Origin of the sequence: Pseudomonas sp. UBA4194, from assembly GCF_002379585.1 — a bacterium.
Taxonomy (GTDB): Bacteria; Pseudomonadota; Gammaproteobacteria; order Pseudomonadales; family Pseudomonadaceae; genus Aquipseudomonas.
The window spans coordinates 30,279-55,381 of sequence record NZ_DFUE01000005.1 but is presented as its reverse complement, the minus strand read 5'-3'; the positions used below and the strand labels follow the sequence as shown (position 1 = coordinate 55,381).

Below are 25,103 nucleotides of genomic sequence, written 5' to 3'. Positions count from 1 at the left end.
GGCTTACGCCGCTGCTACGAAAAACCGCGAGCTGGGCTCGCGGTTTTTTTTGGGGTGCCGGTTAGCGGCGGGGGGAGGCAGCGATGACGTCTTCGGCCTGCAGGCCTTTGTCGCGGTTCATTACCGAGAACTCGACGCGCTGGCCTTCGACCAGTACGCGATGCCCTTCGCCACGTATCGCGCGGAAGTGGACGAAGATATCGTCACCCGAATCCCGCGAAATGAAGCCGAAGCCCTTGGATGTGTTGAACCACTTGACCGTGCCTGTATCACGGTTGGTCATGTCGTACTGCACGGCGCTCGGCGCGGGGGAGGACTTGTAGAAGCTGATTGCCAGATGTGCAAGGCATGCGATCAATGCGCAGAGCAGGCCTGGCACGATGCCGATTGCAGGCAGCGGCACCAGCAGGGTCAAGGTTTGCGTGATGACAGCAACGACCAGCAGGACGCTGACCAGATTTTGCAGCAGGTGACGTGGGCCTTTGTTCCAGTGGGGAATCACCGGAGCCAAAAGCAGGTTGAGCAGGCCGAACAGCGCCAGGTAGATAGCATCGGGTTGGAGCAGGTAGGGCGCGGTATCGGCCCGCAGGCTTGGTATGAAGGACAACAGCACGGCGGCTGCTCCCGTCAGGAGGTGGACTATTTTCAACATTTGATTGGCTCACTTTCAAGATCATGCACAGAGGAAGAGCTGACGTCGTGAGATTCGCGGCAAGGTGATGAAGAAAAGCGCCGCGCGCCTTGGGGGGCCAGCCTATGCGCCAGGGCTTGGTAATCGGTCCAGGCGGCACGCTATCTATTTAACAGCAAAGCACTGCCCTTCTCAAATCAACCGCTTACGTGCGGCCAGCCGTTGGGCGGATAGGTCGCACTGTTCATTGCCCTGCAAAGGCTGCGTGGGCCGGCTGGTCTTGCTAAAGTGGGCATCCACCTGTCGGGTGAACACTCATCATTTGAAAGGATAATGTATGGCAATCGATATCGGCATCAGCGAAGAAGATCGCAAATCCATCGTGGATGGCTTGTCCCGTCTGCTGTCGGACACCTACGTGCTCTATCTGAAAACCCACAACTTCCATTGGAACGTCACGGGTCCTGCCTTCCGTACCTTGCACTTGATGTTCGAGGAGCAGTACAACGAATTGGCACTGGCGGTCGATTCCATCGCCGAGCGTATCCGTGCTCTGGGCTTCCCGGCACCGGGGGCTTACTCGGTGTACGCCCGGCTGTCTTCGATCAAGGAAGAAGAGGGCGTGCCGTCTGCTCAGGACATGATCAAGCAGTTGGTCGAGGGTCAGGAAGCGGTGACTCGCACGGCGCGTGGCATCTTCCCGTTGCTGGACAAGGTCAGTGACGAGCCCACTGCGGATCTGCTGACCCAGCGCATGCAGGTGCACGAAAAAACCGCGTGGATGTTGCGTTCCCTGCTGGAGGGCTAAGCCTTCGGCGATGGCTGGGCACGCGTTTGCCGGCCTGGCCGCCGCGGTTTTTGCCTACGGGCATGCGGCGTCAATCCTACGGGGTAACGTCGCGAGTCCTCTGTTCCGGCGCTTCGGCGTTGCGCTTCCATAGGTTCATCAAGACGCCTTCGGAGTTGAAGGCGTCATCCTTTTACGGAAGCGATGAATCCATGGAACGGAACACCTTTATCCGAGCGCGTCAGCTCGACAAGTCCAGCAAACTCGCCATCGATCCCTACGCGGAAAACTTCGATATGTCCCAGGCGCGCCCCATTTCGCGCTCGGTGCGCCTCAACGGATTCGCCACTTGTTTGCGCCTCGAGCGTGTCTATTGGGACATTCTTGAACGCATTGCCGTGGCCAATCACTGCACCGTCAATGCCTTGCTCTCTTATGTGGATCGCGAAGTGCACTTGCGCTATGGCGGGGTCAAAAACTTCAGTGGCCTGGTGCGTGTGGTCTGCGTGACGCATCTGCTGGGGCGCGATCGGTCAGGCTCTGTTACCGTGGACGGCTGCGCAGCGCCGATTAACCGGATATAATCGCCCGTTTCCCCTGGCGCCTGCTGCGCCGCGCTTGCTTGGTTACCGAGACATTACCCATGCCGATGTACGACTATCAATGTGCTTCCTGTGGTCACCAGATGGAAGTCATTCAGAAAATCAGCGCAGACCCCCTGACTGACTGCCCGGCCTGTCAGGCGCCGCAGCTGAAGAAGATGCTGTCCATGCCAGGCTTTCGCCTGAGCGGTACCGGGTGGTACGAGACCGACTTCAAGACCGGTAGCAAGAAGAACCTGGCAGGCGGCGACAAGGCCGATTGAGTTGATCGCCACGGGCAGCCTCTTGCACTATATCTACCTTGCATGTCGTCAGCCCTGAACGTCGTCCACCGAATCACGAATTACGAGAAGTGAAACCATTACTATGATGCGCAGCCACTATTGCGGCCAACTGAACGAGACCCTGGAAGGTCAGGAAATCACCCTGTGCGGCTGGGTCCACCGCCGTCGTGACCATGGCGGGGTTATTTTCCTCGACATCCGGGATCGTGAAGGCATGGCCCAGGTGGTCTTCGACCCGGATCGCGCCGACAGCTTCGCTGCCGCCGATCGCGTGCGCAGCGAGTACGTGGTCAAGGTCACCGGAAAGGTGCGTGCACGCCCGGCCGGCGCAGTCAATCCGAACATGGCGTCCGGCGCCATCGAGGTGCTGGGCTACGAGCTGGAAGTGCTGAACGAAGCGGAAACCCCGCCGTTCCCTCTCAACGAATACTCCGACGTAGGTGAGGAAACCCGCCTGCGCTACCGCTTCATCGATCTGCGCCGTCCGGAAATGGCCGAGAAGCTGCGACTGCGCTCGCGCATCACCACCAGCATCCGCCGCTACCTGGACGAGAACGGCTTCCTCGACGTCGAGACGCCGATCCTCACCCGCGCCACGCCTGAGGGCGCTCGCGACTACCTGGTCCCCAGTCGTACCCACCCCGGTAGCTTCTTTGCCCTGCCGCAATCGCCTCAGCTGTTCAAGCAGCTGTTGATGGTGGCCGGTTTCGATCGCTACTACCAGATCGCCAAATGTTTCCGTGACGAAGACCTGCGTGCCGACCGTCAGCCTGAGTTCACTCAGATCGACATCGAGACCAGCTTCCTCGACGAAAAGGAAATCATCGACCTGACCGAAGCGATGGTGCGCCAGCTGTTCAAGGAAGTGCTGGACGTCGAGTTCGGCGAGTTCCCGCACATGACCTTCGAAGAAGCCATGCGCCGTTATGGCTCCGACAAGCCCGATCTGCGCAACCCGCTGGAACTGGTCGACGTTGCCGACCAGCTCAAGGAAGTCGAGTTCAAGGTGTTCAGCGGCCCGGCCAACGATCCGAAGTGCCGCGTCGCCGCACTGCGCGTACCGGGCGGGGCGAGCATGCCGCGCAAGCAGATCGACGACTACACCAAGTTCGTCGGCATCTACGGCGCCAAGGGCCTGGCCTACATCAAGGTCAACGAGCGCGCCAAGGGTGTCGAAGGTCTGCAATCGCCGATCGTCAAGAACATTCCCGAGGCCAACCTCAACGTGATCCTGGATCGCGTAGGTGCTGTCGACGGCGACATCGTCTTCTTCGGTGCCGACAAGTCCAAGATCGTCAGCGAGGCCCTGGGCGCGCTGCGCATCAAGGTCGGCAACGATTTCGAACTGCTGACCTGCCAGTGGGCACCGATGTGGGTCGTCGATTTCCCGATGTTCGAAGAAAACGACGACGGCAGCTTCAGTGCACTGCACCACCCGTTCACGGCGCCAAAGTGCACTCCGGCAGAGCTGGAAGCCAACCCTGCGACCGCGCTGTCCCGCGCTTACGACATGGTGTTGAACGGTACCGAGCTGGGTGGCGGGTCGATCCGTATCCACCGCAAGGAAATGCAGCAGGCAGTGTTCCGTCTGCTGGGCATCGAGGAAGCTGAACAGGAAGAGAAATTCGGCTTCCTGCTCGACGCCCTGAAGTACGGTGCTCCTCCCCATGGCGGCCTGGCCTTCGGCCTCGACCGCCTGGTGATGCTGATGACTGGCGCGCAGTCGATCCGCGAAGTCATCGCTTTCCCGAAAACCCAGAGTGCCGCGGACGTCATGACCCAGGCTCCTGGGGTGGTGGATGCCAAGGCTCTGCGCGAACTGCACATTCGTTTGCGTGAACAGCCCAAGGCTGAGTAAATGCTGGACTGGGCGCATCTTCGGATGCGCCCTTGCGTTGAGCGGTGGTAAATCTCGCCTGGGGCGGGGTTCGTAAAGGTAACAGGCAGAATTCGGAGTTGCGTTATGGCAGGTCATTCCAAGTGGGCGAACATCAAGCACCGCAAAGAGCGCCAGGATGCCAAGAGAGGCAAGATCTTCACCAAGTGGATTCGCGAGCTGACGGTCGCCGCTCGCCAGGGCGGCGGTGAGCCCGGCTCCAATCCGCGGCTGCGTCTGGCGCTGGACAAGGCGCTGGGCGCCAATATGAGTCGAGACATCATCGACCGCGCCATCGCCCGAGGCACCGGTGCCGCCGGCAGCGATGACGTGGTCGAGCTGAGCTACGAAGGCTACGGCCCGGGTGGCGTTGCGGTGATGGTGGAATGCATGACCGACAACCGCAACCGCACCGCAGCCGCTGTGCGGCATGCGTTCAGCAAGTGCGGTGGCAACCTGGGGACCGATGGCTCGGTGGCGTACCTGTTCGATCGCAAGGGGCAGTTGTCCTTCGCCCCTGGGGTCGACGAGGATGCGCTGATGGAGGCCGCCATGGAGGCGGACGCTGACGATGTGGTCAGCCACAGCGATGGTTCGGTCGATGTATTCACGTCCTTCGCCAGCTTCTACGCTGTGGGTAATGCCTTGCAGGCTGCAGGGTTCAAGGCCGACGATGCGGAAATCGTGATGGCCCCGACCACCAGCGCCGAGCTGGATGCGGAGGGCGCCGAAAAGGTCTTGAAGCTGATCGACATGCTCGAAGACCTGGACGACGTACAGAACGTCTATTCCAATGCTGAAATCTCCGAAGAGGTCATGGAGCAGCTCGGCTGAGCCGATACTGCTTCAATGCTGGCCTCTTCGCGCCCACCGTGGCAGCGGGCTCTGCCCGCGAAGAGGTCAGACCCGCCTACCACTACTGCAGACCTTATGACTTTAATTCTTGGAATCGACCCCGGCTCGCGCATTACCGGCTTCGGCGTGGTGCGCGAGACTGGCCGTGGCTGCGAATACGTGGCGTCGGGCTGCATCCGCACCGGCAGTGGTCTGCTGCATGATCGCTTGCAAATCGTCTTTCGTGGGGTGCGTGAGGTTATCCAGACGTATGGCCCGGTTACCATGGGCATCGAGCGGGTGTTCATGGCCCGCAACGCCGACTCGGCGCTCAAGCTGGGGCAGGCGCGCGGTGCAGCCATCGTGGCGGCTGCGGAAGAAGGCCTGGAAATCGCCGAATACAGTGCGACCCAGGTCAAGCAGGCCATCGTCGGCACGGGGGCTGCCAACAAGGAGCAGGTGCAAATGATGGTCATGCATTTATTGAAGCTGACCCAGAAACCCCAGATCGATGCCTCCGATGCCCTGGCTATCGCCTTGACTCACGCGCATACCCGCTCCAGCCTGATGCCCCATGGGCTGAGTACCGCACGAAGCCGAGGCGGGCGCCTGAGGCTGTGATGGCTCACATCAATTTAAACTTTTTTGCTTGCAGCTGACTTCAACCCTGCAATGATGGCGAGCGAGCTTGCCGGTATGAGTAGGGCGCTGATGCGCCCTTCCGACAAAGGATTCAAACGTGATTGGACGCCTGCGCGGTACCTTGGCTGAAAAGCAGCCTCCGCACCTGATTCTCGATGTCAACGGCCTGGGCTACGAGCTCGAGGTGCCGATGACTACCCTGTATCGCCTGCCATCGGTCGGTGAAACGGTGACTCTGCACACCCATCTGGTGGTCCGCGAGGATGCTCAGTTACTGTACGGCTTCTATGAAAAGCGCGAACGTGAGCTGTTTCGCGAACTGATTCGCCTCAATGGCGTAGGTCCCAAGCTGGCGCTGGCCTTGATGTCGGGTCTGGATGTCGACGAACTGGTACGTTGTGTACAGGCCCAGGATACCTCGGCACTGGTAAAGATTCCGGGGGTCGGCAAGAAAACCGCCGAACGCCTGCTGGTGGAACTCAAGGACCGCTTCAAGGCCTGGGAAACCACGCCGAGCATGTTCGAGCTGGTGCCAAGTGGGCCGCAAGGGCCCGCACCGGTCAACAGCGCGGAAAGCGATGCCGTCAGTGCGCTGATTTCCCTGGGCTACAAGCCTCAGGAAGCCAGCCGCGCGGTGGCGGCCATCGACGCCAAGGGCCTGAGCAGCGAAGAATTGATTCGCCGTTCGCTGAAAGGAATGATCTAAGTGATCGAAGCCGACCGCCTGATCGCCGCCACTGGCCGCGACCGTGAAGAAGTCCAAGACCGTGCCATCCGCCCACTGAGCCTGGCCGAGTACATCGGCCAGCCTACCGTGCGGGAGCAGATGGAGCTGTTCATCCAGGCCGCGCGCGGGCGCGGCGAGTCTCTGGACCACACCCTGATCTTTGGTCCCCCGGGGCTCGGCAAGACTACCCTGGCCAATATCATCGCTCAGGAAATGGGCGTGTCGATCAAGAGCACCTCAGGTCCGGTGCTGGAGAGGCCCGGCGATCTGGCTGCGCTGCTGACCAACCTCGAACCTCACGACGTGTTGTTCATCGACGAAATTCACCGTCTGTCACCCATCGTCGAGGAAGTGCTGTATCCGGCCATGGAGGATTTCCAGCTGGACATCATGATCGGTGAAGGGCCCGCGGCGCGGTCGATCAAGCTCGATCTGCCGCCGTTCACCCTGGTGGGTGCGACTACCCGCGCGGGCATGCTGACCAATCCATTGCGTGACCGCTTCGGTATCGTTCAGCGCCTGGAGTTCTACAGCACCGCCGACCTGGCCACCATCGTCAGTCGATCCGGCGGCATTCTGGGCCTGGAAATCGAAGACGAAGGGGCGTTCGAAATCGCCCGCCGGGCACGCGGCACACCGCGCATCGCCAACCGTCTGTTGCGCCGCGTGCGCGATTTCGCCCAGGTCCGCGGCAAGGGCCATATCACCAAACCTATTGCCGACCTGGCGCTGAACATGCTGGACGTCGACGAGCGTGGCTTCGATCACCAGGACAGGCGCTTGCTGCTGACCATGATCGAGAAGTTCGACGGTGGTCCGGTAGGGGTAGACAGTCTGGCCGCGGCCATCAGCGAAGAGCGCCATACCATCGAGGACGTGCTCGAGCCTTACCTGATTCAACAGGGTTACATCATGCGTACCCCGCGGGGCAGGGTGGTCACCCGGCATGCCTACCTGCATTTTGGTCTCAACATTCCCAATCGCCTGGGTGACATGCCCACCAGCGATCCGTTTCTGGGTGAAGCAGACGCATGAAAAGCCATCATGGCATCGACCTAAATGCACTTTTCGTGGTCCTAGGGGCAGACGCGGCTTTAGCAACCGCCACTGCGGCAAAAACCACGAAAAAACAGTTGCCTGGGCGGATTGGCAACCCGAGGAGTAAGCACTAGAGTATGCGCGCGCAAAACGGGGTTGAAACGTTCGCTCATCGTTGTCGGGTTTATTACGAAGACACCGATGCCGGCGGCGTCGTCTACTACGTCAATTACCTCAAATTCATGGAGCGGGCGCGTACCGAGCGCCTGCGCGAGCTGGGCTTCGTCCAGTCGGAACTGGTCGGCGACAACTTGCTGTTCGTGGTCCATTCGGCCGAGGCGCGCTATCACGCGCCCGCCCGACTGGACGACGAACTGCTGGTCAGCGCCGAAGTGGTCGAGTTGAACCGTGCCAGCCTGCGTTTCAAGCAGCAGGTCAGGCGCGTTGCGGATGCAACGCTGCTCTGTGAAGGGCAGTTTCTGGTGGCCTGTGTGCGCGCCGACAATTTCAGACCCCGGGCCATTCCCCCAGCCTTGCGTGCGGCCTTCGCCGACGCGGGCGGTCCGGGTACACAATCGAATGCAGGAGATTAAGCGTGGAAGCTAACGTCGTCGACCATACCTCCATGTGGAGTTTGGTCAGCAATGCCAGCGTCGTGGTGCAGTTGGTAATGCTGATTCTGGTGGCCGCTTCGGTCACCTCGTGGATCATGATCTTTCAGCGCAGCAGCATGCTGCGCGCAGGTCGTCGCGCCCTGGACAGCTTCGAGGAGCGTTTCTGGTCGGGGATCGACCTGTCCAAGCTATATCGTCAGGCTGGCAGCAACCCGGATCCGGATTCCGGCGTCGAGCAGGTCTTTCGTGCCGGTTTCAAGGAATTCTCCCGCCTGCGCCAGCAGCAGGGCGTTGACCCTGATGCCGTCATGGAAGGGGTCGGCCGTGCCATGCGTGTGGCTATTTCCCGTGAGGAAGAGAAGCTCGAGCAAAGCCTGCCGTTCCTCGCCACCGTGGGTTCCACCAGCCCGTATGTCGGTCTGTTCGGTACCGTATGGGGCATCATGAACTCGTTCCGTGGCCTGGCTTCCGCCCAGCAAGCCACCTTGGCAACCGTCGCACCGGGTATCGCCGAAGCCCTGATCGCCACCGCGATCGGTCTGTTCGCGGCCATTCCAGCGGTCATCGCCTACAACCGTTTCGCCGCCCGCAGCGAAACCCTGATCAACCGTTACTACACGTTCGCTGACGAGTTTCAGGCCATCCTGCACCGTAAAGTGCACACCAGCGAAGAGTGAGCAGGGATATCCCAATGACTCGAGGTCGTCGCCCAAAACGCAAGCCGGTAGCCGAGATGAACGTGGTGCCCTACATCGACGTGATGTTGGTACTGCTGGTCATCTTCATGGTCACCGCACCGATGCTCAACCAGGGCGTGAAGGTAGACTTGCCCAAGGTTTCCAGTGAAGCCTTGCCGCAAGACAACAATACCCAGGTCCTGACCATTTCGATCAAGGCTGACAAGACCTATTACTGGAACCTTGGCAGCGAAGTCGACACACAGAAGCAGATGGACAAGGCCATGACCTTGCCGCAGATGACCCAGGCGGTGACCGCGATCATTCGCCAGGGTACCGAGAGCGGCAAGCGTACTCAGGTATTCATCCGTGGCGACAAGACGGTCGACTATGGCTCCGTCATGGGTGCCATGGGCGGGTTGCAGCAGGCGGGTGTCGGTAACGTCGGCTTGATTACCGAGGCGCCCTGATGCGACAGCGAGAGCATTCCGCCTCGGAAAACTACTTCTGGCCCACGGTGTGGGCCGTGGCCTTGCACGTCCTGATTTTCGGCATGTTGTTCGTCAGTTTCGCCATGACGCCTGAACTGCCCGAATCCCGACCCATCGTGCAAGCCACGCTCTACCAGCTCAAATCCAAGAGCCAGGCGACCACTCAGACCAATCAGAAGCTGGCCGGCGAAGCCAAGAAATCCGCTGCGCGCCAGACTGAGGTCGAGCAGATGGAAACCAAGAAGGTCGAGCAGGAAGCTGTAAAGGCCGCGGAACAAAAGAAAGAAGAGGCTGCTCAAAAGGCCGAAGAGGCGAAGAAGGCGGACGAAGCCAAGAAGGCCGACGCGGCCGCCAAGGCCGAGGCCGCTGCTGCCGCCAAGGCCGAGGCCGCTGAAAAAGCTGCTGAAGCGAAGAAAGCCGAGCAGGCCGACATCGCCAAGAAGAAGGCTCAGGAAGAAGAGGCGAAGAAAGAGGCCGCCGAGGAAGCGAAGCAGAAGGCTGCCGAAGACGCCAAGAAGAAAGCTGCAGAAGACGCCAAGAAAAAGGCCGAGGAAGACGCGAAGAAAGCCGCCGCTGCCGAGGATGCCAAGAAGAAGGCTGCCGAGGACGCGAAAAAGAAAGCCGCTGCCGATGCTGCCAAGAAAAAGGCTCAGGATGCTGCTCGCAAAGCTGCTGAAGACAAGAAGGCTCAGGCCCTGGCCGACCTCCTGTCCGACAAGCCCGAGCGCCAGCAAGCGTTGGCCGACGAGCGCGGTGATGAAGTGGCCGGTAACTTCGACGACTTGATCCGCTCCCGTGCCGCCGAAGGTTGGGCGCGTCCGCCGTCGGCTCGCAAGAACATGACCGTGGTGTTGCAGATCAACATGCTGCCCGACGGCACCGTCACCAACGTGAGCGTTTCGCGCTCCAGCGGCGATGGACCTTTTGACAGTTCAGCAGTGGCCGCGGTCAAGAACATCGGCCGCTTAACGGAAATGCAGGGTTTGAAACCAGCTGACTTCAACCCCTATCGTTCCTTCAAGATGACATTTACACCTGAGGATCTTGCCTTGTGATTAACCTTCTTCGAGGAATGCTTGTAGTTCTTTGCTGCGCGGCGGGATTGGCCGTCGCCGAGGAAAAGAACATCCTTGTGACCAGCGGCGCCGACCGTGCCACGCCTATCGCCGTGGTGCCCTTCGGGTTCCAGGGCGGCAGCGTGCTGCCGGACAACATTGCCGAAATCGTCGGCAACGACCTGCGCAACTCCGGCTACTACGCGCCTATTCCACCGCAGAACATGATCAGCCAGCCGTCTCAGGCCAGCGAAGTCATCTATCGCGATTGGCAGGCGCTGGGTGCCCAGTACGTCATGGTTGGCAGCATCACCCCTGCCGGTGGCCGTTTGCAGGTGCAATATGCACTGCTCAACGTAAACACCCAGCAGCAAGTGCTGACCGGCAGTGTTTCGGGCACCACCGACCAGCTGCGCGACATGGCGCATTACATCTCCGACCAGTCGTTTGAAAAACTGACAGGTATCAAGGGTGCGTTTTCCACGCGCATGCTTTACGTCACTGCCGAGCGCGCGGGCACCAACGCTACCCGATACACCTTGCAGCGCTCGGACTACGACGGCGCCCGCGCCGTGACCCTGCTGCAGTCCCGTGAGCCGATCCTGTCGCCACGCTACTCGCCCAACGGCCGCAACATTGCCTACGTGTCGTTCGAGCAGCGCCGTCCGCGTATCTTCCTGCAAAACGTCGACACTGGTCGCCGTGAGCAGCTGACCAACTTCGAAGGCCTGAATGGCGCTCCTGCATTCTCGCCCGATGGCAACCGCCTGGCGCTGGTACTGTCCAAGGACGGCAACCCGGAAATCTACGTAATGGACCTGGCCTCGCGCGGCCTCACACGTGTTACCAATAGCCCGGCCATCGACACCGAACCCTTCTGGGGCAAGGATGGCACCACCCTCTATTTCACGTCTGACCGTGGCGGCAAGCCGCAGATCTACAAGACCAGCACTGCCGGTGGCGGCAATGCTGAACGAGTGACTTTCGTCGGCAACTATAATGCCAACCCCAAACTGTCTGCCGACGAAAAGACGCTGGTGATGATCCATCGTCAGGATGGCTTCACCAATTTCAAGGTGGCGGCGCAGGACTTGGTGCGCGGAAGCGTAAAGATCCTCACAGATTCAACTCTTGATGAGTCGCCTACTGTTGCGCCCAACGGCACCATGGTAATCTACGCCACCCGCCAGCAGGGCCGGGGAGTCTTGATGCTCGTGTCGCTAAACGGCCGCGTGAGGCTCCCGCTTCCTACCGCTCAAGGCGAAGTCAGAGAACCGTCCTGGTCCCCTTACCTGAACTGACGCGGCGCTATACGTTGTACTTAACACACTGGGGTTCATTAGGAGTTTCACGATGGAAATGCTGAAGTTTGGTAAGTTTGCTGCGCTGGCTCTGGCCATGGCTGTAGCTGTAGGTTGCTCCTCCAAAGGCGGCGAAGACGCTGGTCAAGGCGGCGCTGCTGTCGACCCTAACGCTGGTTACGGCGCAAACACCGGTGCCGTTGACGGTTCCCTGAGCGAAGAAGCCGCTCTGCGCGCAATCACCACCTTCTACTTCGAATACGACAGCTCGGACCTGAAGCCAGAAGCCATGCGCGCTCTGGACGTTCACGCCAAGGACCTGAAAGCCAACGGCGCTCGCGTCGTCCTGGAAGGTAACACCGACGAGCGCGGTACTCGCGAGTACAACCTGGCACTGGGCGAGCGTCGCGCCAAGGCCGTTCAACGCTACCTGGTTCTGCAAGGCGTTTCGCCAGCTCAGCTGGAACTGGTTTCCTACGGTGAAGAGCGTCCAGTTGCTACCGGCAACGACGAGCAATCGTGGGCTCAAAACCGTCGCGTCGAACTGCGTAAGTAATTCGTCATGCGAACGTGCCGTCGTGCTGTAACTGTTCTGGCTTTCGCCCTGCCCGTAATGGCTTGGGGCGCAGTGCCTGTGGTCGATGACAACAACAATGGTGGCTATAACAATAGCCCAACCGTTGCCAGCAGTTATCCGCCCTCAGGTTACGGTACGAACGGCGCCTCTGCCGGGTCAGGTGCTTCGGCGCCTGTCTCGGCACAGGGCGAGCTGTTCATGCAACTGCAGCAAATGCAGGAAGACATCGCGCGATTGCGCGGTCAGGTCGAAGTTCAGCAGAACGATATCCAGCGCCTCAAGCAGGAAGGTCTGGAGCGTTATCAGGAACTCGATAGTCGGATTGGCTCCGGAGTCGCACCAGCGCCCGCGGCACAACCGGATAATTCTTCAGCCGGAGGCGCGATAAGCGCCGCCGGTGCTCCATCGGCGTCAGCCAGCCAACCGGCTGCTGGCACCGAACCTGCTGATCCCGCCAAGGAAAAGCTGTACTACGACGCCGCCTTCGACTTGATCAAGGCCAAGGACTTCGACAAGGCCAGCCAGGCTTTTGGCGCCTTCCTGCGCAAGTACCCCAACAGCCAGTACGCGGGCAATGCCCAATACTGGTTGGGTGAAGTCAACTTGGCCAAGGGCGATCTGCAAGGTGCGGGACAGGCCTTCGCCAAGGTTAGCCAAGCTTACCCAAAGCACTCCAAGGTGCCTGACTCGCTGTACAAGCTCGCTGACGTCGAACGTCGTCTGGGCCATATCGACCGGGTCAAGGGTATTCTGCAGCAGGTTGTGACCCAGTATCCGGGCACCTCGGCTGCTCAGCTGGCCCAGAAAGACCTGCAGAGAATGTGAAGTTCGACCGGTCGTTCAAAGAAACCCGCGCCTGGCGCGGGTTTTTTCGTTAGAATTTGCCGCCATTTTATGAACACGCTTCCTGAAGCTGCGCGATTGCGGGTTTCCTGAAGTGCCCAACGGAGGCGGTCAGCCTGTTTAGCTGTCATGCCCGTGGACCCTATGCAAGACACATTACGTATTACCGAAGTCTTCTACTCGTTGCAGGGTGAGACTCGCACCGCCGGCTTGCCCACGGTTTTCGTGCGCCTGACCGGCTGCCCCCTGCGCTGCCAGTACTGCGACAGCGCCTATGCCTTCACCGGTGGCACTGTTCGCAGCCTTGACTCCATCCTGGAACAGGTCGCCAGCTATAAGCCGCGCTACGTCTGCGTGACCGGTGGAGAACCACTCGCGCAGCCCAATGCGATCCCGCTGATGCAGCGCCTGTGCGACGCCGGCTACGAAGTGTCGGTGGAAACCAGCGGCGCGCTGGATATCAGCAAAGTGGACACCCGCGTCAGCCGCGTGCTCGATCTCAAGACTCCCGGCTCGTTGGAAGTCACCCGTAACCGCTACGAAAACATTGACCTGCTGACCCGCAACGATCAAGTCAAGTTCGTGCTGTGCTCGCGGGAAGACTATGACTGGGCGGTGTCGAAGCTCATCCAGTATGGTCTCGATCAGCGCGCCGGCGAGGTCTTGTTCTCACCGAGCAAGGACCAGATGCGCGCTACCGATCTGGCGGACTGGATCGTGGCCGACAATCTGCCGGTGCGCCTGCAGATGCAACTGCATAAAATTCTTTGGAACGACGAGCCGGGGCGCTGACATGAACGAGCAAGCACTGAACGAAAAGAAGGCGGTGATTCTGCTGTCTGGCGGTCTGGACTCGGCGACCGTGGTTGCCATGGCGAAGGCCCAGGGGTATGCCTGCTACACCATGAGCTTCGACTACGGCCAGCGCCATCGCGCCGAACTCAATGCCGCCGCGCGTGTGGCCAGGGATCTGGGCGCTATCGAGCATAAAGTCATTGGTCTGAACCTTGATGGCATGGGCGGTTCGGCGCTCACGGATCCCTCGATCGATGTTCCCGAGGGGCCGAGCGAGGGCATCCCGGTCACCTACGTACCGGCGCGCAACACGGTCTTTCTGTCACTCGCCCTGGGCTGGGCCGAGGTGTTGGGTGCCCGCGACATCTTCATCGGTGTCAACGCGGTGGATTATTCCGGTTACCCGGATTGCCGACCTGAATTTGTCGAGGCCTTCGAGCGGATGGCCAACCTGGCCACCAAGGCCGGCGTCGAAGGGCAGGGGTTCACGATCCAGGCACCGCTGCAGAACATGAGCAAGGCGGACATCGTCAAAGCCGGGCTGGCTCATGGCGTGGATTACAGCCTTACCGTGTCGTGCTATCAAGCCAACGACGAAGGCCAGGCGTGCGGCAAGTGCGACAGCTGTCGTCTGCGTGCTGAAGGCTTTGACGCCGCCGGTGTCAGCGACCCCACCCGTTATTTTTAATTTTTTTGCGTTAGGGTATTGAATAAGCCTTAAAAATCAGTATTATACGCACCACGAAACGGGTCGTTAGCTCAGTTGGTAGAGCAGTTGGCTTTTAACCAATTGGTCGTAGGTTCGAATCCCACACGACCCACCATTTCGAAACCCGCAGCTTGCAAAGGCTGCGGGTTTTTTTGTGCCTGCGATTCGAGCCCTTCATTTTCCGGTCCGCCGCCACCGGATTGGCTGGCCCGCCGACGTTGAAATCGAAGCGTCCCTGCGTCCACGAAACCCCAATTCGATGCCCCGGTAACTTTTCCTACAGCCGCTTCAGAGAAATCCCAAAAACGTTCAGAAAAGGCTGAATTGCAGGCCCTTCAAGACTCTGTACCTTTGTTCCCGACGGTTTTCGAAGCGTGCGGGCGGCGGCTTTTTATGCCCCTGCGTTTTACAAACTAACCAGGGGAAGTACCAGACGGGAGGGGGTATGGCGAGCAGCAGTTTTCAGAACGAGATGCCCAAGGCACGAGCGACGCACTGCGCACCGAGCTCGCCGAAATGGCTCAGCCCGCTCGCTGACCCCTCCAATTGGTCCAACAGAAGGAATTGCGCATGCCTGCAGAAGGGGTCGTCGCGTCTTCAACCAGCACTGTTCAAGCCGTAGAGGCGGGTCAGGGCGCCTATACCGCGCTGTTCGAGAAGATCAATCTCAGCCCGGTCACAATACTTAGCGACATCGAGGCGTTTCAAACCAATGACGCTTTGTCCGAAGCTACCCCTGACGAGCGGCTGAGTCATGTGCCCGCGGCCATTCCGCTGCGCCTGGAAAACCAGTACTTCCATCTCGAACTCGACCACGTCAGGGGTCAGACCATGCTCGCCGAGGGCGTCTGCGCGTTCTACGTGCCCAGCACCTTGGTCGATGTGAAGCTTGAACAGTTTGCGGTGCTGCGCACATGACGCCATCGATGAACGCTACAGCCGTGACGGCAACCATGGACATCGATGCCTTGTTGCAGGACAGCTACCTGCTGGTCGTGAGGCTGCGTGAGGGCAGTCAGGTCTGCGATGCCGGGGAGCTGTGGACACTGTGCTGTGCGCAGGTGGATGCGACCCGTCATGCGCTCGAAGCGGCAAACAGCAGCCAGCGCAGTCTCGACCACATCCTGCACGCCCAGTGCGCCCTGCTCGATGAAAGCGTACTGGCCGGTGCGGGTGAAGATGTCCGTGCAAGATGGTCAGCCGAACCCCTGCAGACCCGCTACTTCGGTCGCCATTATGCGGGTGAATCGCTGTATGAGGACATACGCGAGGTGCTGGCCGAGAGGGCACCGGACATAAAGGTGCTGACGGTGTTCCAGCGCGTGCTGATGTTGGGTTTCAAGGGGCGCTACGCCACGGAGGATGCCCCCCAGCGCCAGCAGCTTTGGCAAAGCCTGAGTGAGCGCGTCGCCCCCTTGCTTCCCAGCAGCGCGCTGCCGACCCGCCCAGAGCCAAGGCGCCGCCTGCAGATTTCACGTTGGCTGCAAATGCCTGCAGTGCAGGGTGTGCTGGCCGCGTTGCTGCTGGTCGCTTGCTGGTGGGTGTTGGATCAATTGCTCGGTGATCCGGCGCACCACTTGATACCGGGTGGCCTATGAGCGCACCGCTGACGTTGGCCATGATTCGTCGCCTCTGGCTCTGGACTGGAGTGCTGATCGTCGGTCTGCTCATGGTGATCCCGGGGAACACCGGTTGGCGACTGGCGATGTCGGCGCTGGCCATTGCTGTGGTTGCCTGGGCATGCAGGCAAGCAGGGCGTCGGACCGTACAGCCAGACAGTCTGTCGATGCTGGCCGACGCCCCCAATTTGCCCCCGGACGATTATCGGCTGCCGGTCATACTGGTTTGCGGGGACAGCCCGTGCGGACTGTTTGGTCCGTTCGCACCGGGCGTGCTGCAACTGCGCAGCACCAATGAAGGCTGCTATGTGCGGGTACCTGCCGTTCCACAGTTATCCGGCCTGGTCCGCGAGCTGCTGTCGCTGCGTCCGGACTGGCAGGCTCAACTGCGTATCGTGCTGACGGTCAGCCCCAGCGCGCATCGCGACGCTGCCGTGCTGGCCGGCGCGTTGCGAACCTTTATCTACCAACTGACCATCGCCCGCACGCTGGGAGCACCGCTGCCCCTGATGCTGGTTGGCTACGCTCAGGCTGCCACCGGCGAAGGCCCATGGTTCAGTTGGGAAGCTGGCGAGTCCCAGCCTTGGGTGCGCGACAACGGTGCGTGCACCACGCTGAGCGACTGGCAGCGTCAAGCGGGTGACAGCCTTGAGTGCGCCGCCCGCCTGCGCATCAGCATACAGCTCGAAAGCCTGGCAACCTGGTTCCAGGATCAAATCCTGCCGGCGTTCCAGGCACACGTTCGGGGCCCTGGCAGTGGCCCACTGGTTGCCGTGGCCTTTACCTTCGTACCTACCGTGCCCGGGACCGTGGACGGCAACCTGTGGCAGCACTGGTCGCGCAGTCGCACCGCACTGATGGTCGATGCACCCCAAGGCCAGGAGCCCAGCACCTGGCTGCCGTTCCCGGACCCCTTGTTGCCATTGCTGGCAGCGGGCCCGCGTTCGACCCAACAAAGTCGGGCGAACCGCATAGCCCTTTGGCTATTCGTGTCCGCACTGATGCTGGCCATCATCAGCTCCGGTTGGCACAACCACCAGCTGGTCCGGCAGGTGGCAGATGACCTCTGGCGCTATCAGCGAGTGATGTATCCGCCGCACGGTGGGCAAGCCGATCCTGCCCGGAGCGAAGCGGCCGTTGCCGTACTGCGTCGACATGCTCTGGTCCTGGACAACTATTTCAGCCAAGGCGAGCCACTTGGGCTGGGCTTGGGCCTGTACCGCGGCGAATTGCTGCGACCGTTGATATGGAATGTGATCGGTCGCCATCCCGTGCAGCGCATCGCGCCACAGGCAGACAGTGGCGAGCCGACCATTCGGTTGAACAGTCTTTCGCTGTTCAACAGTGGCAGCGCACAACTGCGCCCTGACGCCACCAAGGTAATGATCGGTGCGTTGGCCGATATCAAGGCTCAGCCCGACAGGCTGATCGTCATTGCCGGGCACACCGACGCCATCGGCAGCCCACAACACAACCTGGCGCTATCCCAGGCGCGTGCTGCGGCCGTACGCCAATGGCTGCAAAGCATGGGCGATTTACCTGCCGACTGTTTTGCCGTCCAGGGCTTCGGCGAAAGCCAACCGATCGCCAGCAACGACACCGAATCAGGACGCACGGCCAACCGTCGCGTCGATATCCGCCTGCTGCCGCACGCGGGGGGCTGTACGCGCCCCGCTGCAGTGTCAGGCGTCCAACCCGGTGCCGCAGTGAGCGGCATTCAATAAGCAACCAAGGAGCTCCAAATGGCAATCCCCGTATACCTATGGCTGAAGAACGACGGCGACGCGGACATCAAGGGTTCGGTTGACGTGCAGGGTCGTGAGGGCAGCATCTAGATCGTCGCCCACCACCTGGACGGCCTGCCACGCAGCGTTCATGGCAAGCCGCAACTGAGCGACAGCCTGCATCTGCTGATCAGGAACGCCTGGCTTCATGCATCGGTAGACGACCAGAGTACGAGTCTGCGTAGCGCGCATCTTTTGTACGGGCTCAGGGAAACGCCGAGCCTGGTGGCATGCGAGGCAGCCTGGCCACTGTTCAGCTTGGGGCAACAGCAGTTGCAACAGTTACTGCCGCTGCTGGACAAGCATTCCGAAGAGCGGCCGCAGTTGCAGCAGCGCGCTGCGCCGTCTGTCTCGTGCGACCCCAGTGCTCAGCAGGACGTCGCCGGGCTTGCCGATGCCCGGCAAGCGGTGCTTGATCGGTTTACCCATGATATTACCGGCCAGGCGCGCGATGGCGGAGTCGACCCGGTGTATGGCCGGGACAACGAGATCCGTCAGGTGATCGATGTGCTGAGCCGGCGCCGCAAGAACAATCCCATCCTGGATCGGCGATCCGGGTGTGGGCAAGACGGCGCTGGTCGAAGGGCTGGCCTTGTGCATTGCTCAAGGCAACGTACCGGACAGCCTCAAGAGGGCGGCGCGTGTCTGGGGTTTACCGAAGTCGGCCGGTTCCAAGCCAAAGTTGAACCCATCGGACCTCACAGAAACGGTGACCATCGCTACTACCGAGCGCCTAATCCCAAAGCGCAGGCCTACATCGACCAGCACGGAATTCCTTATGGCTCCTGGTGAAGAAGCCATGCGGATAACCGGCGCAAAAAAATAAAATAACTCGAACATATTGTCAGGGAAACACTATGAAAGTTTTAAAGCACGCCGGGGCTACCGATGCTTCGGGTACGGGAATAACCAAAGTTGTATCATCGGGTCCGGAACTTACCTGGGTATCTCCTGGAAAGACCGAGTCGGAACTTCGCGAGCGTGACAAGGAAACTTACCAGAAGGGCAGGGAAGGTCAGACTGAAGAGCATGTATGGTCCTACACAGGAGTGTGTTATGCAGACCATGTATTGGGTGAGTAGAGCGATCGCGGTGGCCGTACTCATTATGCTCGGCAATGGCGTCGCCGCTCAGACCATCGGTGTATGGAAAACGGCAGAACGTCCATTGGTGAAGTTGCAGATGGACGACGGTGCGGTATTCAAGATCAGGGCTCGCCTGGACGCCGACAAAGTGCTGTTTGAATCAGTCAGGCATGTTGTGGGTGGTCGCGAGTTCATTGCGGTGCTCCAGCAGGTAGCTTCGAGTCCCTATCGCCCTGGTGGTTTTTGTGGTGCCGGTCATGAAACATGGCTGTATGTCTACGAAGTGCAGGAAACCATTTTTGCATGAGCGCACAAGTGTATTGATCAGCAGTTGTCTTGAAACATTCGGTTTGTTGAGCCAGCGCACGGGGCAGCGCGGGCAGGCGACCGATTTCTCCTCTATTGGCTGGAATGAGGAAGGGTTCAGTATTCGTTGGGACAACAACTATGACCCAGTCGGGGTACCGATTGAAATGAGCCGATATCAATTCGACGGTCAACGCTTTGAACGCCACGATGTCCTCGCTGATACAGCACAAAGTCAATGATTGGCTTGCAACTTATTACAAGGAATAACACATGAACGGCATCATTCGTATTGGGGATCTGCTGAGCAGCGGTGGCCTGGTCGTGTCCGGGTCAAGCGCCATGCGCTTTGCCGGCATCGGTGTGGCGCGCAAGGGCGACGAGGCGGTCTGTCCCCTGCCTGGCCATGGGCATACGGTCATTGTCGAAGGGCATCCGACGTTCCACGAGGACGGCGTTCCCATCGCTTTTCATGGCCACCGTTGCGCCTGTGGCTGTACCTTGATTTCGTCCCTGCCCCAAGCGTGTGCACGTTGATCATGGCGGTCAGACTGGATCATGTGCCTGCGCCGGCGTGGCGCCCCGACAGCCCTCGGTTGTGGCGTTGGCTTACCCTGCTGCTGGTGCTGCTGATAGTTGGCGTTGCACAGGTGTGGCTGTTTGCCGATCAGGGGCCCGATCAACCACCGGGACGTTCGTGGGCGATAGGGTTGGTGCTGCCGGCACTGGTATGGGCCGTGCTGCTGTTCGTGCGTTGGATCGTCTATGTGGGCGGGCACCAGGCCGCTGACGCCTGGGACGCCGCACGAGAAACCGATTTATGGCAGCGCCGCCGTTGCGGCCGGCGCTCTCAACAGGTGTTGGGGGTGAGCCTGCACACGGCCTTGCGCACGACGGGCAGCGAAGGGCCGCAGGCGCAGCTTCAGGGGTTGCGCAGCGGTCAGGCCGCCCTCAGGTCACAGGCCCGGAGCCTGAATGAAGCCCAGGCTGGCCTCGAGCGTCTGCACGATCTGCTGGTGCTTGTGACAGGAACGGATATCGTGCCGCTGATGGCGTTGCGTCAACAGATGATGGGTCTGGTCGAGCGCTCCACGCCCGGCTCGTCCATCGCGCTGAAGCCTGGGTGGCGACTGCCGGATAGCCGCTGGAAGGTAACGTGGCGATGGCCGGGCAGGGCTTGAATCGGCGGGTGGATATTCGCCTGGTCGCGGTAGAAGGTGGCTGCGCGGCGTCGTTGTAGGTGAGTACGTGAAAACCGTTGGAATCCAACGGTTTTATCTGTAGCCTGCGCCAGCCCTGAAAAACCCTAATAAACTCGGGGTATCCACTCCCCAGGCTCGTGTCCGCCCGGGTGGTATACTCGACTCTCGCGCACCAGCGCCCGCAGGTCTTGCCTCATGACGCAGATATCCGAACGCCTCCTGGTTCAGGCTCACCTGGATGCCAAGCAGCCTAAGCCGCTGACACCTGAACAGGAAGCCGACTACCGATCCGCCATCGCCGCCGAGCTCAAGGCTCAGGACGCCGTGCTGGTGGCCCACTATTACTGCGATCCGGTGATCCAGGCTTTGGCCGAAGAGACTGGGGGTTGCGTGTCCGACTCCCTGGAGATGGCCCGCTTCGGCAACCAGCATGCGGCCAAGACCGTGGTGGTGGCGGGTGTGCGGTTCATGGGTGAGACGGCGAAAATCCTCAATCCGGAAAAGCGCGTGTTGATGCCGACCCTGGAAGCCACTTGTTCGCTGGACCTGGGCTGCCCGGTTGAGGAGTTCTCGGCATTCTGCGACAAGCACCCGGAGCGCACCGTGGTGGTGTATGCCAATACCTCGGCCGCAGTGAAAGCGCGTGCGGACTGGGTGGTAACCTCCAGCTGCGCGGTGGAGATCGTCGAAAGCCTGATGGACAACGGCGAGAAGATCATCTGGGCGCCTGACAAACATCTGGGCAACTACATCCAGAAGCACACCGGCGCGGACATGCTGCTCTGGGACGGGGCGTGCATCGTTCATGAGGAGTTCAAATCGCGGCAACTCGAGGACATGCGTGCGGTGTACCCGGACGCGGCGATCCTCGTGCACCCCGAGTCACCCGAAGCGGTGATTGCCCTGGCCGATGCCGTAGGCTCTACCAGCCAATTGATCGCAGCGGCGAAAGCCTTGCCGCACCGGACCCTGATCGTGGCCACCGATCGAGGCATCTTCTACAAGATGCAGCAGGCGGTACCGGACAAGATCCTGATCGAGGCACCCACGGCGGGTAATGGCGCGGCCTGTCGCAGCTGCGCCCATTGCCCGTGGATGGCCATGAACACCCTGGAGCGCACGCTCGATTGCTTGCGCCACGGCAGCGGCGAGATTTTCGTCGATCCGGCCGTCATTCCCCATGCAATCCGGCCGCTCAAGCGCATGCTGGATTTCACACAAGCCGCCCGCCTGAAACTGGCCGGCAACGCCTGATCAAGCGCGTTTGGGCAGTACTGGGGCGGCCGCGACGGTCGGGCGCCCCAGCCGTTTATTCAAATCCAGCCATTCGGCCAAAGCCAGCATCAGGCCGACGCCTGCCATGGCGCTGGCCAGTTGCATGACCAGGCTATCGTCCGCCAACGCATTGGCCATATCGGCCAATGGTGCCAACACTACGCCTAGACAGAACACCTCCAGGGAATAGCGGCCCATCAGTCCGACCTTGCGCACCGACCAATGCTGGACCCAGGGGCCCTGAGGGATGAGCTTGGCTGCGCAATACGCCAGGGCAACGAAGTGCACCAGTCGGGATAACGCCAGGTTGGTCTTGTCGACCGGGTAGAGCAACTCGGTCATCCAGGATGGCACCAGGGCCTCCTGCAGTTCAGGCCACCGTGCAACGATTGCCAACAGCGCGCTGATCACCACGACGCCGGCGCTGGCCACGAACAAAGGTTGTTGGCCAAGCGATCTGACCGAGGCCGCGGGCGTGGAGGCTCTGGAGTGCAGCGCCGCCGCACCGCCGAGCACGAACAGCACCTGCCAGGCCAGGGGGTTGAAATACCACAGGCCGTTGTCGTGGGCGGGAATGTTCCAGCCCTGCCACTGCACCAGCCCGTACAGGGCCAGGGACAGGGCAATAGCGTGTCCAGGACGCTTGATCAGCAGCGGCAACATGATTGGCAATCCGGCCAGCAGCACGATGTAAAGCGGTAGCGGGTCCATCAGGTTGGGCTTGAAGCGCAGCAGCAACTCATCGACCATCGCTTGCTGAGGGTTGGCGACGAAATATGACAGGTTCATTTCCTGAATCATGTCTCGGGTTTCGACATGATTGTTGGCTACAAAAATGATCCCCATCAGCACCGCCAGCAGGAAGATGTGCACCACATAGAGCACCCAGGCGCGCCTGAGGATGCGCACGCTGGCCACCAGGTAGCCGTCGCGCAGGGCGATCTTGCCGTAGGCCAGCACCGCCGCGTAGCCGGCCAGGAACACGAATACCTCGGCAGCATCGCTGAAGCCGAAATTGCGCAGGGTGAAGCTGGCGAGCGGATTTTGCGGTATGTGATCCCAGAATATGAAGATCAATGCCAAACCCCGATAGAAATCGATCCGATGGTCTCGATCGTTAGTCATGGCGGCGGGCTCTTGCACAAGAAATATGTAGTAGGGATAGGCCAGCGGCAAGGGAGGTTCCCCCACGCGCGGCCATTATCGATCAGCGGCGCGCAGGGTGGCGGCTTTCGCAATCAATTGCAAAAGTTTGGGTATTACCGAATGTCACAACGCTGTTATGCGGCAACCGCCTCGTTGGCATCGAAACTGTCGGCGCGTGCCATGGCCCACATGCGTTGGTAGAACTCGCCGCCAGCTTCGCCTGTCAGCAGTTCGCCAGGCTTGAGGAAGAGGTGCAGCTGCGAGAACAGCTTGATTTCAGTGGCCGACATGCGTCGTACCAGATGTTTGGCTTCCAGTTGGGAAGGGTGCTCAAGACCCGCGGCCGCGAGCATTTCGGCCAGTGCTTTAAGGGTACTGCGGTGGAAATTGAACACGCGCTGTGCCTTGTCGGGAACGACCAGCGCGCGTTGGCGGAGGGCGTCCTGAGTGGCCACGCCCGTGGGACATTTGTTGGTGTGGCAACTTTGTGACTGAATGCAACCGATGGCGAACATGAACCCGCGCGCCGAGTTGGCCCAGTCCGCACCGATAGCCAGCACGCTGGCAATATCGAAGGCGCTGACGATCTTGCCGCTGGCACCGAGCTTGATCTTGTCGCGCAGATTGAGCCCTACCAAGGTGTTGTGAACGAACAGCAAGCCCTCGCGCATCGGCACGCCGATGTGATCGGTGAACTCTACAGGCGCGGCGCCTGTACCCCCTTCCTTGCCGTCGACCACGATAAAGTCCGGCAGGATGCCGGTTTCCAGCATGGCCTTGGCAATCCCCATGAACTCCCAGGGATGGCCCAGGCAGAACTTGAACCCCACCGGCTTGCCACCGGACAGTTCACGCAGTTGGGCGATGAACTGCATCAGCTCCAGAGGGGTGTTGAACGCACTGTGGCGCGAAGGCGAGACGCAGTCCTCGCCCAGGGGAATGCCGCGGGTCGCCGCGATCTCGGGTGTTACCTTGTGCTTGGGCAAGATGCCACCGTGGCCAGGCTTGGCGCCTTGGCTCATCTTGATTTCGATCATTCGTACCTGCGGGTCCTGAGCCTGTTTGGCAAAGCGCTCCGGATCGAAGTGGCCGTCACTGGTACGGCAGCCGAAATAGCCGCTGCCCAGCTCCCAGGTCAAATCGCCACCGTGTTCGCGGTGGTAGGGGCTGATACTGCCTTCGCCAGTGTCGTGGGCGAAGTTGCCCAGCTTGGCCCCCTGGTTCAAGGCGCGGATGGCGTTGGCACTGAGTGAGCCGAAGCTCATCGCGGAAATATTGAAGACCGAGGCCGAGTACGGTTGCCTGCATTGTGGGCCGCCCACCGTCACCCGAAATGCGCTGGGATCGCTCAGTGCCGCAGGCCGCATGGAGTGACCGATGAATTCGAAACCGGTTTGATAGACGTCGATCAGCGTACCGAAAGGCTTGTCGGACGTTTCGTTCTTGGCACGGGAATACACCAGCGACCGCTGCGCGCGCGAGAAGGGTAGGGCGTCGCTGTCGGATTCCAGCAGGTACTGGCGAATCTCTGGACGGATGCCTTCCACCAGGTAGCGGATGTTGCCCAGTATCGGGTAGTTGCGGCGCACGGCATGGCGAGTCTGCAGCAGGTCGAACACACCGATCACGCTCAGCACCCCTGTGGTCAGGGCGAACGGCCAGAGCCATTCGTGGTGCATGAAGGGGATGCAGGCAAGTGTGAACACCACGCACGCGACGAAGAAGGCGTAGCGGCTCAGCAGCGATAGGCTCATACGGTTTCCTTTCAGAGGCTCAGGCTCGGTTCGGCCTGTCGGTCGTTTGGACTATATCCGATCAAGGCATTTGCGACAGGCGCGGAGCCGGCGGCAAGCCTCACATGAAGAAAGCTTCAGAAGTGTACGGGCAATAAATGTTATGATATAACAAGTCATTCATTGCTCAGGAGACGCTTCCATGAAACCCGGAATCCACCCCGCTTATCGCACCGTGCTGTTTCACGACACCGCCGCTGACGTGTATTTCCTGATTGGCTCTACCGCCGACACCGATCGCACACACAAGCACAGCGATGGCAACACTTACCCTTACGTGGCCCTGGACGTGTCCAGCGCTTCTCATCCGATCTATACCGGTCAGCAGCGCAAGACTCAGGCGGAAGGCCGTATCGCTGGTTTCAACAAGCGCTTTGGTGGTTTTGCTGGCAAGAGCGCCGCTCAGTAAG

Annotated in this window: 28 protein-coding genes, 1 tRNA gene and 3 pseudogenes; 29 read left to right on the top strand and 3 right to left on the bottom strand. The window is 60.5% G+C overall.

Translation table 11 applies throughout. The features are described 5' to 3' along the window. Window positions 1–61 precede the first annotated feature (61 nt). Window positions 62–652, bottom strand: a complete 591-nt coding sequence (locus B3397_RS00830; RefSeq protein ID WP_296246371.1) for a cold-shock protein — start codon at window positions 650–652, stop codon at window positions 62–64. 316 nt (window positions 653–968) lie between these two features. On the opposite strand from B3397_RS00830, the gene B3397_RS00825 reads away from it, so the two are divergent. The 28 genes and pseudogenes from B3397_RS00825 to nadA all read left to right on the top strand — a co-directional run bounded on the left by B3397_RS00825 (window position 969) and on the right by nadA (window position 21,733). Further along, complete coding sequence (locus tag B3397_RS00825; RefSeq protein ID WP_296246370.1) at window positions 969–1,439, top strand: Dps family protein; 471 nt, start codon at window positions 969–971, stop codon at window positions 1,437–1,439. A gap of 191 nt (window positions 1,440–1,630) precedes the next feature. Further along, window positions 1,631–2,002: a ribbon-helix-helix domain-containing protein gene (locus tag B3397_RS00820; RefSeq protein WP_296246368.1), complete on the top strand. Its 372-nt coding sequence runs from the start codon at window positions 1,631–1,633 to the stop codon at window positions 2,000–2,002. A gap of 59 nt (window positions 2,003–2,061) precedes the next feature. Next, window positions 2,062–2,283, top strand: a complete 222-nt coding sequence (locus B3397_RS00815; RefSeq protein ID WP_296246366.1) for an FmdB family zinc ribbon protein — start codon at window positions 2,062–2,064, stop codon at window positions 2,281–2,283. A gap of 103 nt (window positions 2,284–2,386) precedes the next feature. Continuing rightward, window positions 2,387–4,162: an aspartate--tRNA ligase gene (gene aspS / locus B3397_RS00810; RefSeq protein WP_296246364.1), complete on the top strand. Its 1,776-nt coding sequence runs from the start codon at window positions 2,387–2,389 to the stop codon at window positions 4,160–4,162. A gap of 105 nt (window positions 4,163–4,267) precedes the next feature. Beyond that, complete coding sequence (locus B3397_RS00805; RefSeq protein WP_296246363.1) at window positions 4,268–5,014, top strand: YebC/PmpR family DNA-binding transcriptional regulator; 747 nt, start codon at window positions 4,268–4,270, stop codon at window positions 5,012–5,014. Between the two features lie 96 nt (window positions 5,015–5,110). Next, entirely contained in the window at window positions 5,111–5,635 is a 525-nt protein-coding gene (gene ruvC, locus B3397_RS00800; protein ID WP_296246361.1) for a crossover junction endodeoxyribonuclease RuvC, read from the top strand. 118 nt (window positions 5,636–5,753) lie between these two features. Next, a complete protein-coding gene (gene ruvA, locus B3397_RS00795; RefSeq protein WP_296246359.1) occupies window positions 5,754–6,362 on the top strand; it encodes a Holliday junction branch migration protein RuvA in 609 nt (202 codons plus the stop codon). Continuing rightward, window positions 6,363–7,418: a Holliday junction branch migration DNA helicase RuvB gene (gene ruvB / locus B3397_RS00790; RefSeq protein WP_296246357.1), complete on the top strand. Its 1,056-nt coding sequence runs from the start codon at window positions 6,363–6,365 to the stop codon at window positions 7,416–7,418. Between the two features lie 140 nt (window positions 7,419–7,558). Continuing rightward, a complete protein-coding gene (ybgC, locus tag B3397_RS00785; RefSeq protein ID WP_296246355.1) occupies window positions 7,559–8,014 on the top strand; it encodes a tol-pal system-associated acyl-CoA thioesterase in 456 nt (151 codons plus the stop codon). A gap of 2 nt (window positions 8,015–8,016) precedes the next feature. After that, a complete protein-coding gene (gene tolQ, locus B3397_RS00780) occupies window positions 8,017–8,712 on the top strand; it encodes a protein TolQ (protein ID WP_296246354.1) in 696 nt (231 codons plus the stop codon). Between the two features lie 14 nt (window positions 8,713–8,726). After that, complete coding sequence (gene tolR, locus B3397_RS00775; RefSeq protein ID WP_296246352.1) at window positions 8,727–9,182, top strand: protein TolR; 456 nt, start codon at window positions 8,727–8,729, stop codon at window positions 9,180–9,182. Next, a complete protein-coding gene (gene tolA, locus B3397_RS00770) occupies window positions 9,179–10,258 on the top strand; it encodes a cell envelope integrity protein TolA (protein WP_296246375.1) in 1,080 nt (359 codons plus the stop codon). Before tolR ends, tolA begins: the two co-directional genes overlap by 4 nt. Window positions 10,259–10,275: 17 nt before the next feature. After that, complete coding sequence (tolB, locus tag B3397_RS00765) at window positions 10,276–11,559, top strand: Tol-Pal system beta propeller repeat protein TolB (RefSeq protein WP_296246351.1); 1,284 nt, start codon at window positions 10,276–10,278, stop codon at window positions 11,557–11,559. 52 nt (window positions 11,560–11,611) lie between these two features. After that, window positions 11,612–12,115 (top strand): peptidoglycan-associated lipoprotein Pal, encoded by a 504-nt coding sequence (gene pal, locus B3397_RS00760; RefSeq protein WP_296246350.1) that lies wholly within the window; start codon window positions 11,612–11,614, stop codon window positions 12,113–12,115. Between the two features lie 6 nt (window positions 12,116–12,121). Continuing rightward, window positions 12,122–12,961, top strand: coding sequence for a tol-pal system protein YbgF (ybgF, locus tag B3397_RS00755; protein WP_296246348.1), 840 nt, complete (start codon window positions 12,122–12,124; stop codon window positions 12,959–12,961). Between the two features lie 162 nt (window positions 12,962–13,123). Beyond that, window positions 13,124–13,771: a 7-carboxy-7-deazaguanine synthase QueE gene (queE, locus tag B3397_RS00750; protein WP_296246346.1), complete on the top strand. Its 648-nt coding sequence runs from the start codon at window positions 13,124–13,126 to the stop codon at window positions 13,769–13,771. Window positions 13,772–13,787: 16 nt separating this feature from the next. Next, window positions 13,788–14,462: a 7-cyano-7-deazaguanine synthase QueC gene (queC, locus tag B3397_RS00745; protein ID WP_296246373.1), complete on the top strand. Its 675-nt coding sequence runs from the start codon at window positions 13,788–13,790 to the stop codon at window positions 14,460–14,462. Between the two features lie 60 nt (window positions 14,463–14,522). Continuing rightward, window positions 14,523–14,598: transfer RNA gene (locus B3397_RS00740), tRNA-Lys, on the top strand. 626 nt (window positions 14,599–15,224) lie between these two features. Continuing rightward, window positions 15,225–15,401, top strand: a pseudogene (gene tssK, locus B3397_RS00735) (type VI secretion system baseplate subunit TssK); the annotation flags it as partial. Between the two features lie 8 nt (window positions 15,402–15,409). Next, on the top strand, window positions 15,410–16,081 hold the full coding sequence (tssL, locus tag B3397_RS00730; protein ID WP_296246344.1) for a type VI secretion system protein TssL, short form: 672 nt from the start codon (window positions 15,410–15,412) through the stop codon (window positions 16,079–16,081). Next, the gene (locus B3397_RS00725) at window positions 16,078–17,826 is read left to right on the top strand and encodes an OmpA family protein (RefSeq protein WP_296246342.1); all 1,749 of its coding nucleotides are present in this window, start codon (window positions 16,078–16,080) and stop codon (window positions 17,824–17,826) included. The genes tssL and B3397_RS00725 overlap by 4 nt, the downstream gene beginning before the upstream one ends. 18 nt (window positions 17,827–17,844) lie before the next feature. Beyond that, window positions 17,845–17,934, top strand: a pseudogene (locus tag B3397_RS00720) (type VI secretion system tube protein Hcp); the annotation flags it as partial. 15 nt (window positions 17,935–17,949) lie between these two features. Then, a pseudogene (locus B3397_RS00715) lies at window positions 17,950–18,517 on the top strand (type VI secretion system ATPase TssH); the annotation flags it as partial. A gap of 425 nt (window positions 18,518–18,942) precedes the next feature. After that, entirely contained in the window at window positions 18,943–19,278 is a 336-nt protein-coding gene (locus B3397_RS00710) for a hypothetical protein (RefSeq protein WP_296246340.1), read from the top strand. Continuing rightward, a complete protein-coding gene (locus B3397_RS00705; protein WP_296246338.1) occupies window positions 19,271–19,519 on the top strand; it encodes a hypothetical protein in 249 nt (82 codons plus the stop codon). Before B3397_RS00710 ends, B3397_RS00705 begins: the two co-directional genes overlap by 8 nt. Window positions 19,520–19,550: 31 nt before the next feature. Beyond that, complete coding sequence (locus B3397_RS00700; RefSeq protein WP_296246336.1) at window positions 19,551–19,814, top strand: PAAR domain-containing protein; 264 nt, start codon at window positions 19,551–19,553, stop codon at window positions 19,812–19,814. 2 nt (window positions 19,815–19,816) lie between these two features. Further along, window positions 19,817–20,458, top strand: a complete 642-nt coding sequence (locus tag B3397_RS00695; RefSeq protein WP_296246334.1) for a hypothetical protein — start codon at window positions 19,817–19,819, stop codon at window positions 20,456–20,458. Between the two features lie 216 nt (window positions 20,459–20,674). After that, entirely contained in the window at window positions 20,675–21,733 is a 1,059-nt protein-coding gene (gene nadA, locus B3397_RS00690) for a quinolinate synthase NadA (protein WP_296246332.1), read from the top strand. Here the strand turns inward: nadA and B3397_RS00685 are convergent, their stop codons facing one another. Further along, on the bottom strand, window positions 21,734–22,879 hold the full coding sequence (locus tag B3397_RS00685) for an OpgC family protein (RefSeq protein WP_296246331.1): 1,146 nt from the start codon (window positions 22,877–22,879) through the stop codon (window positions 21,734–21,736). It lies immediately after the preceding gene. 155 nt (window positions 22,880–23,034) lie between these two features. Continuing rightward, window positions 23,035–24,654 (bottom strand): FMN-binding glutamate synthase family protein, encoded by a 1,620-nt coding sequence (locus tag B3397_RS00680; RefSeq protein WP_296246328.1) that lies wholly within the window; start codon window positions 24,652–24,654, stop codon window positions 23,035–23,037. 181 nt (window positions 24,655–24,835) lie between these two features. Between B3397_RS00680 and B3397_RS00675 the strand changes: the two genes are divergently transcribed. After that, the gene (locus tag B3397_RS00675) at window positions 24,836–25,102 is read left to right on the top strand and encodes a type B 50S ribosomal protein L31 (RefSeq protein ID WP_296246326.1); all 267 of its coding nucleotides are present in this window, start codon (window positions 24,836–24,838) and stop codon (window positions 25,100–25,102) included. Window position 25,103: the final 1 nt, after the last annotated feature.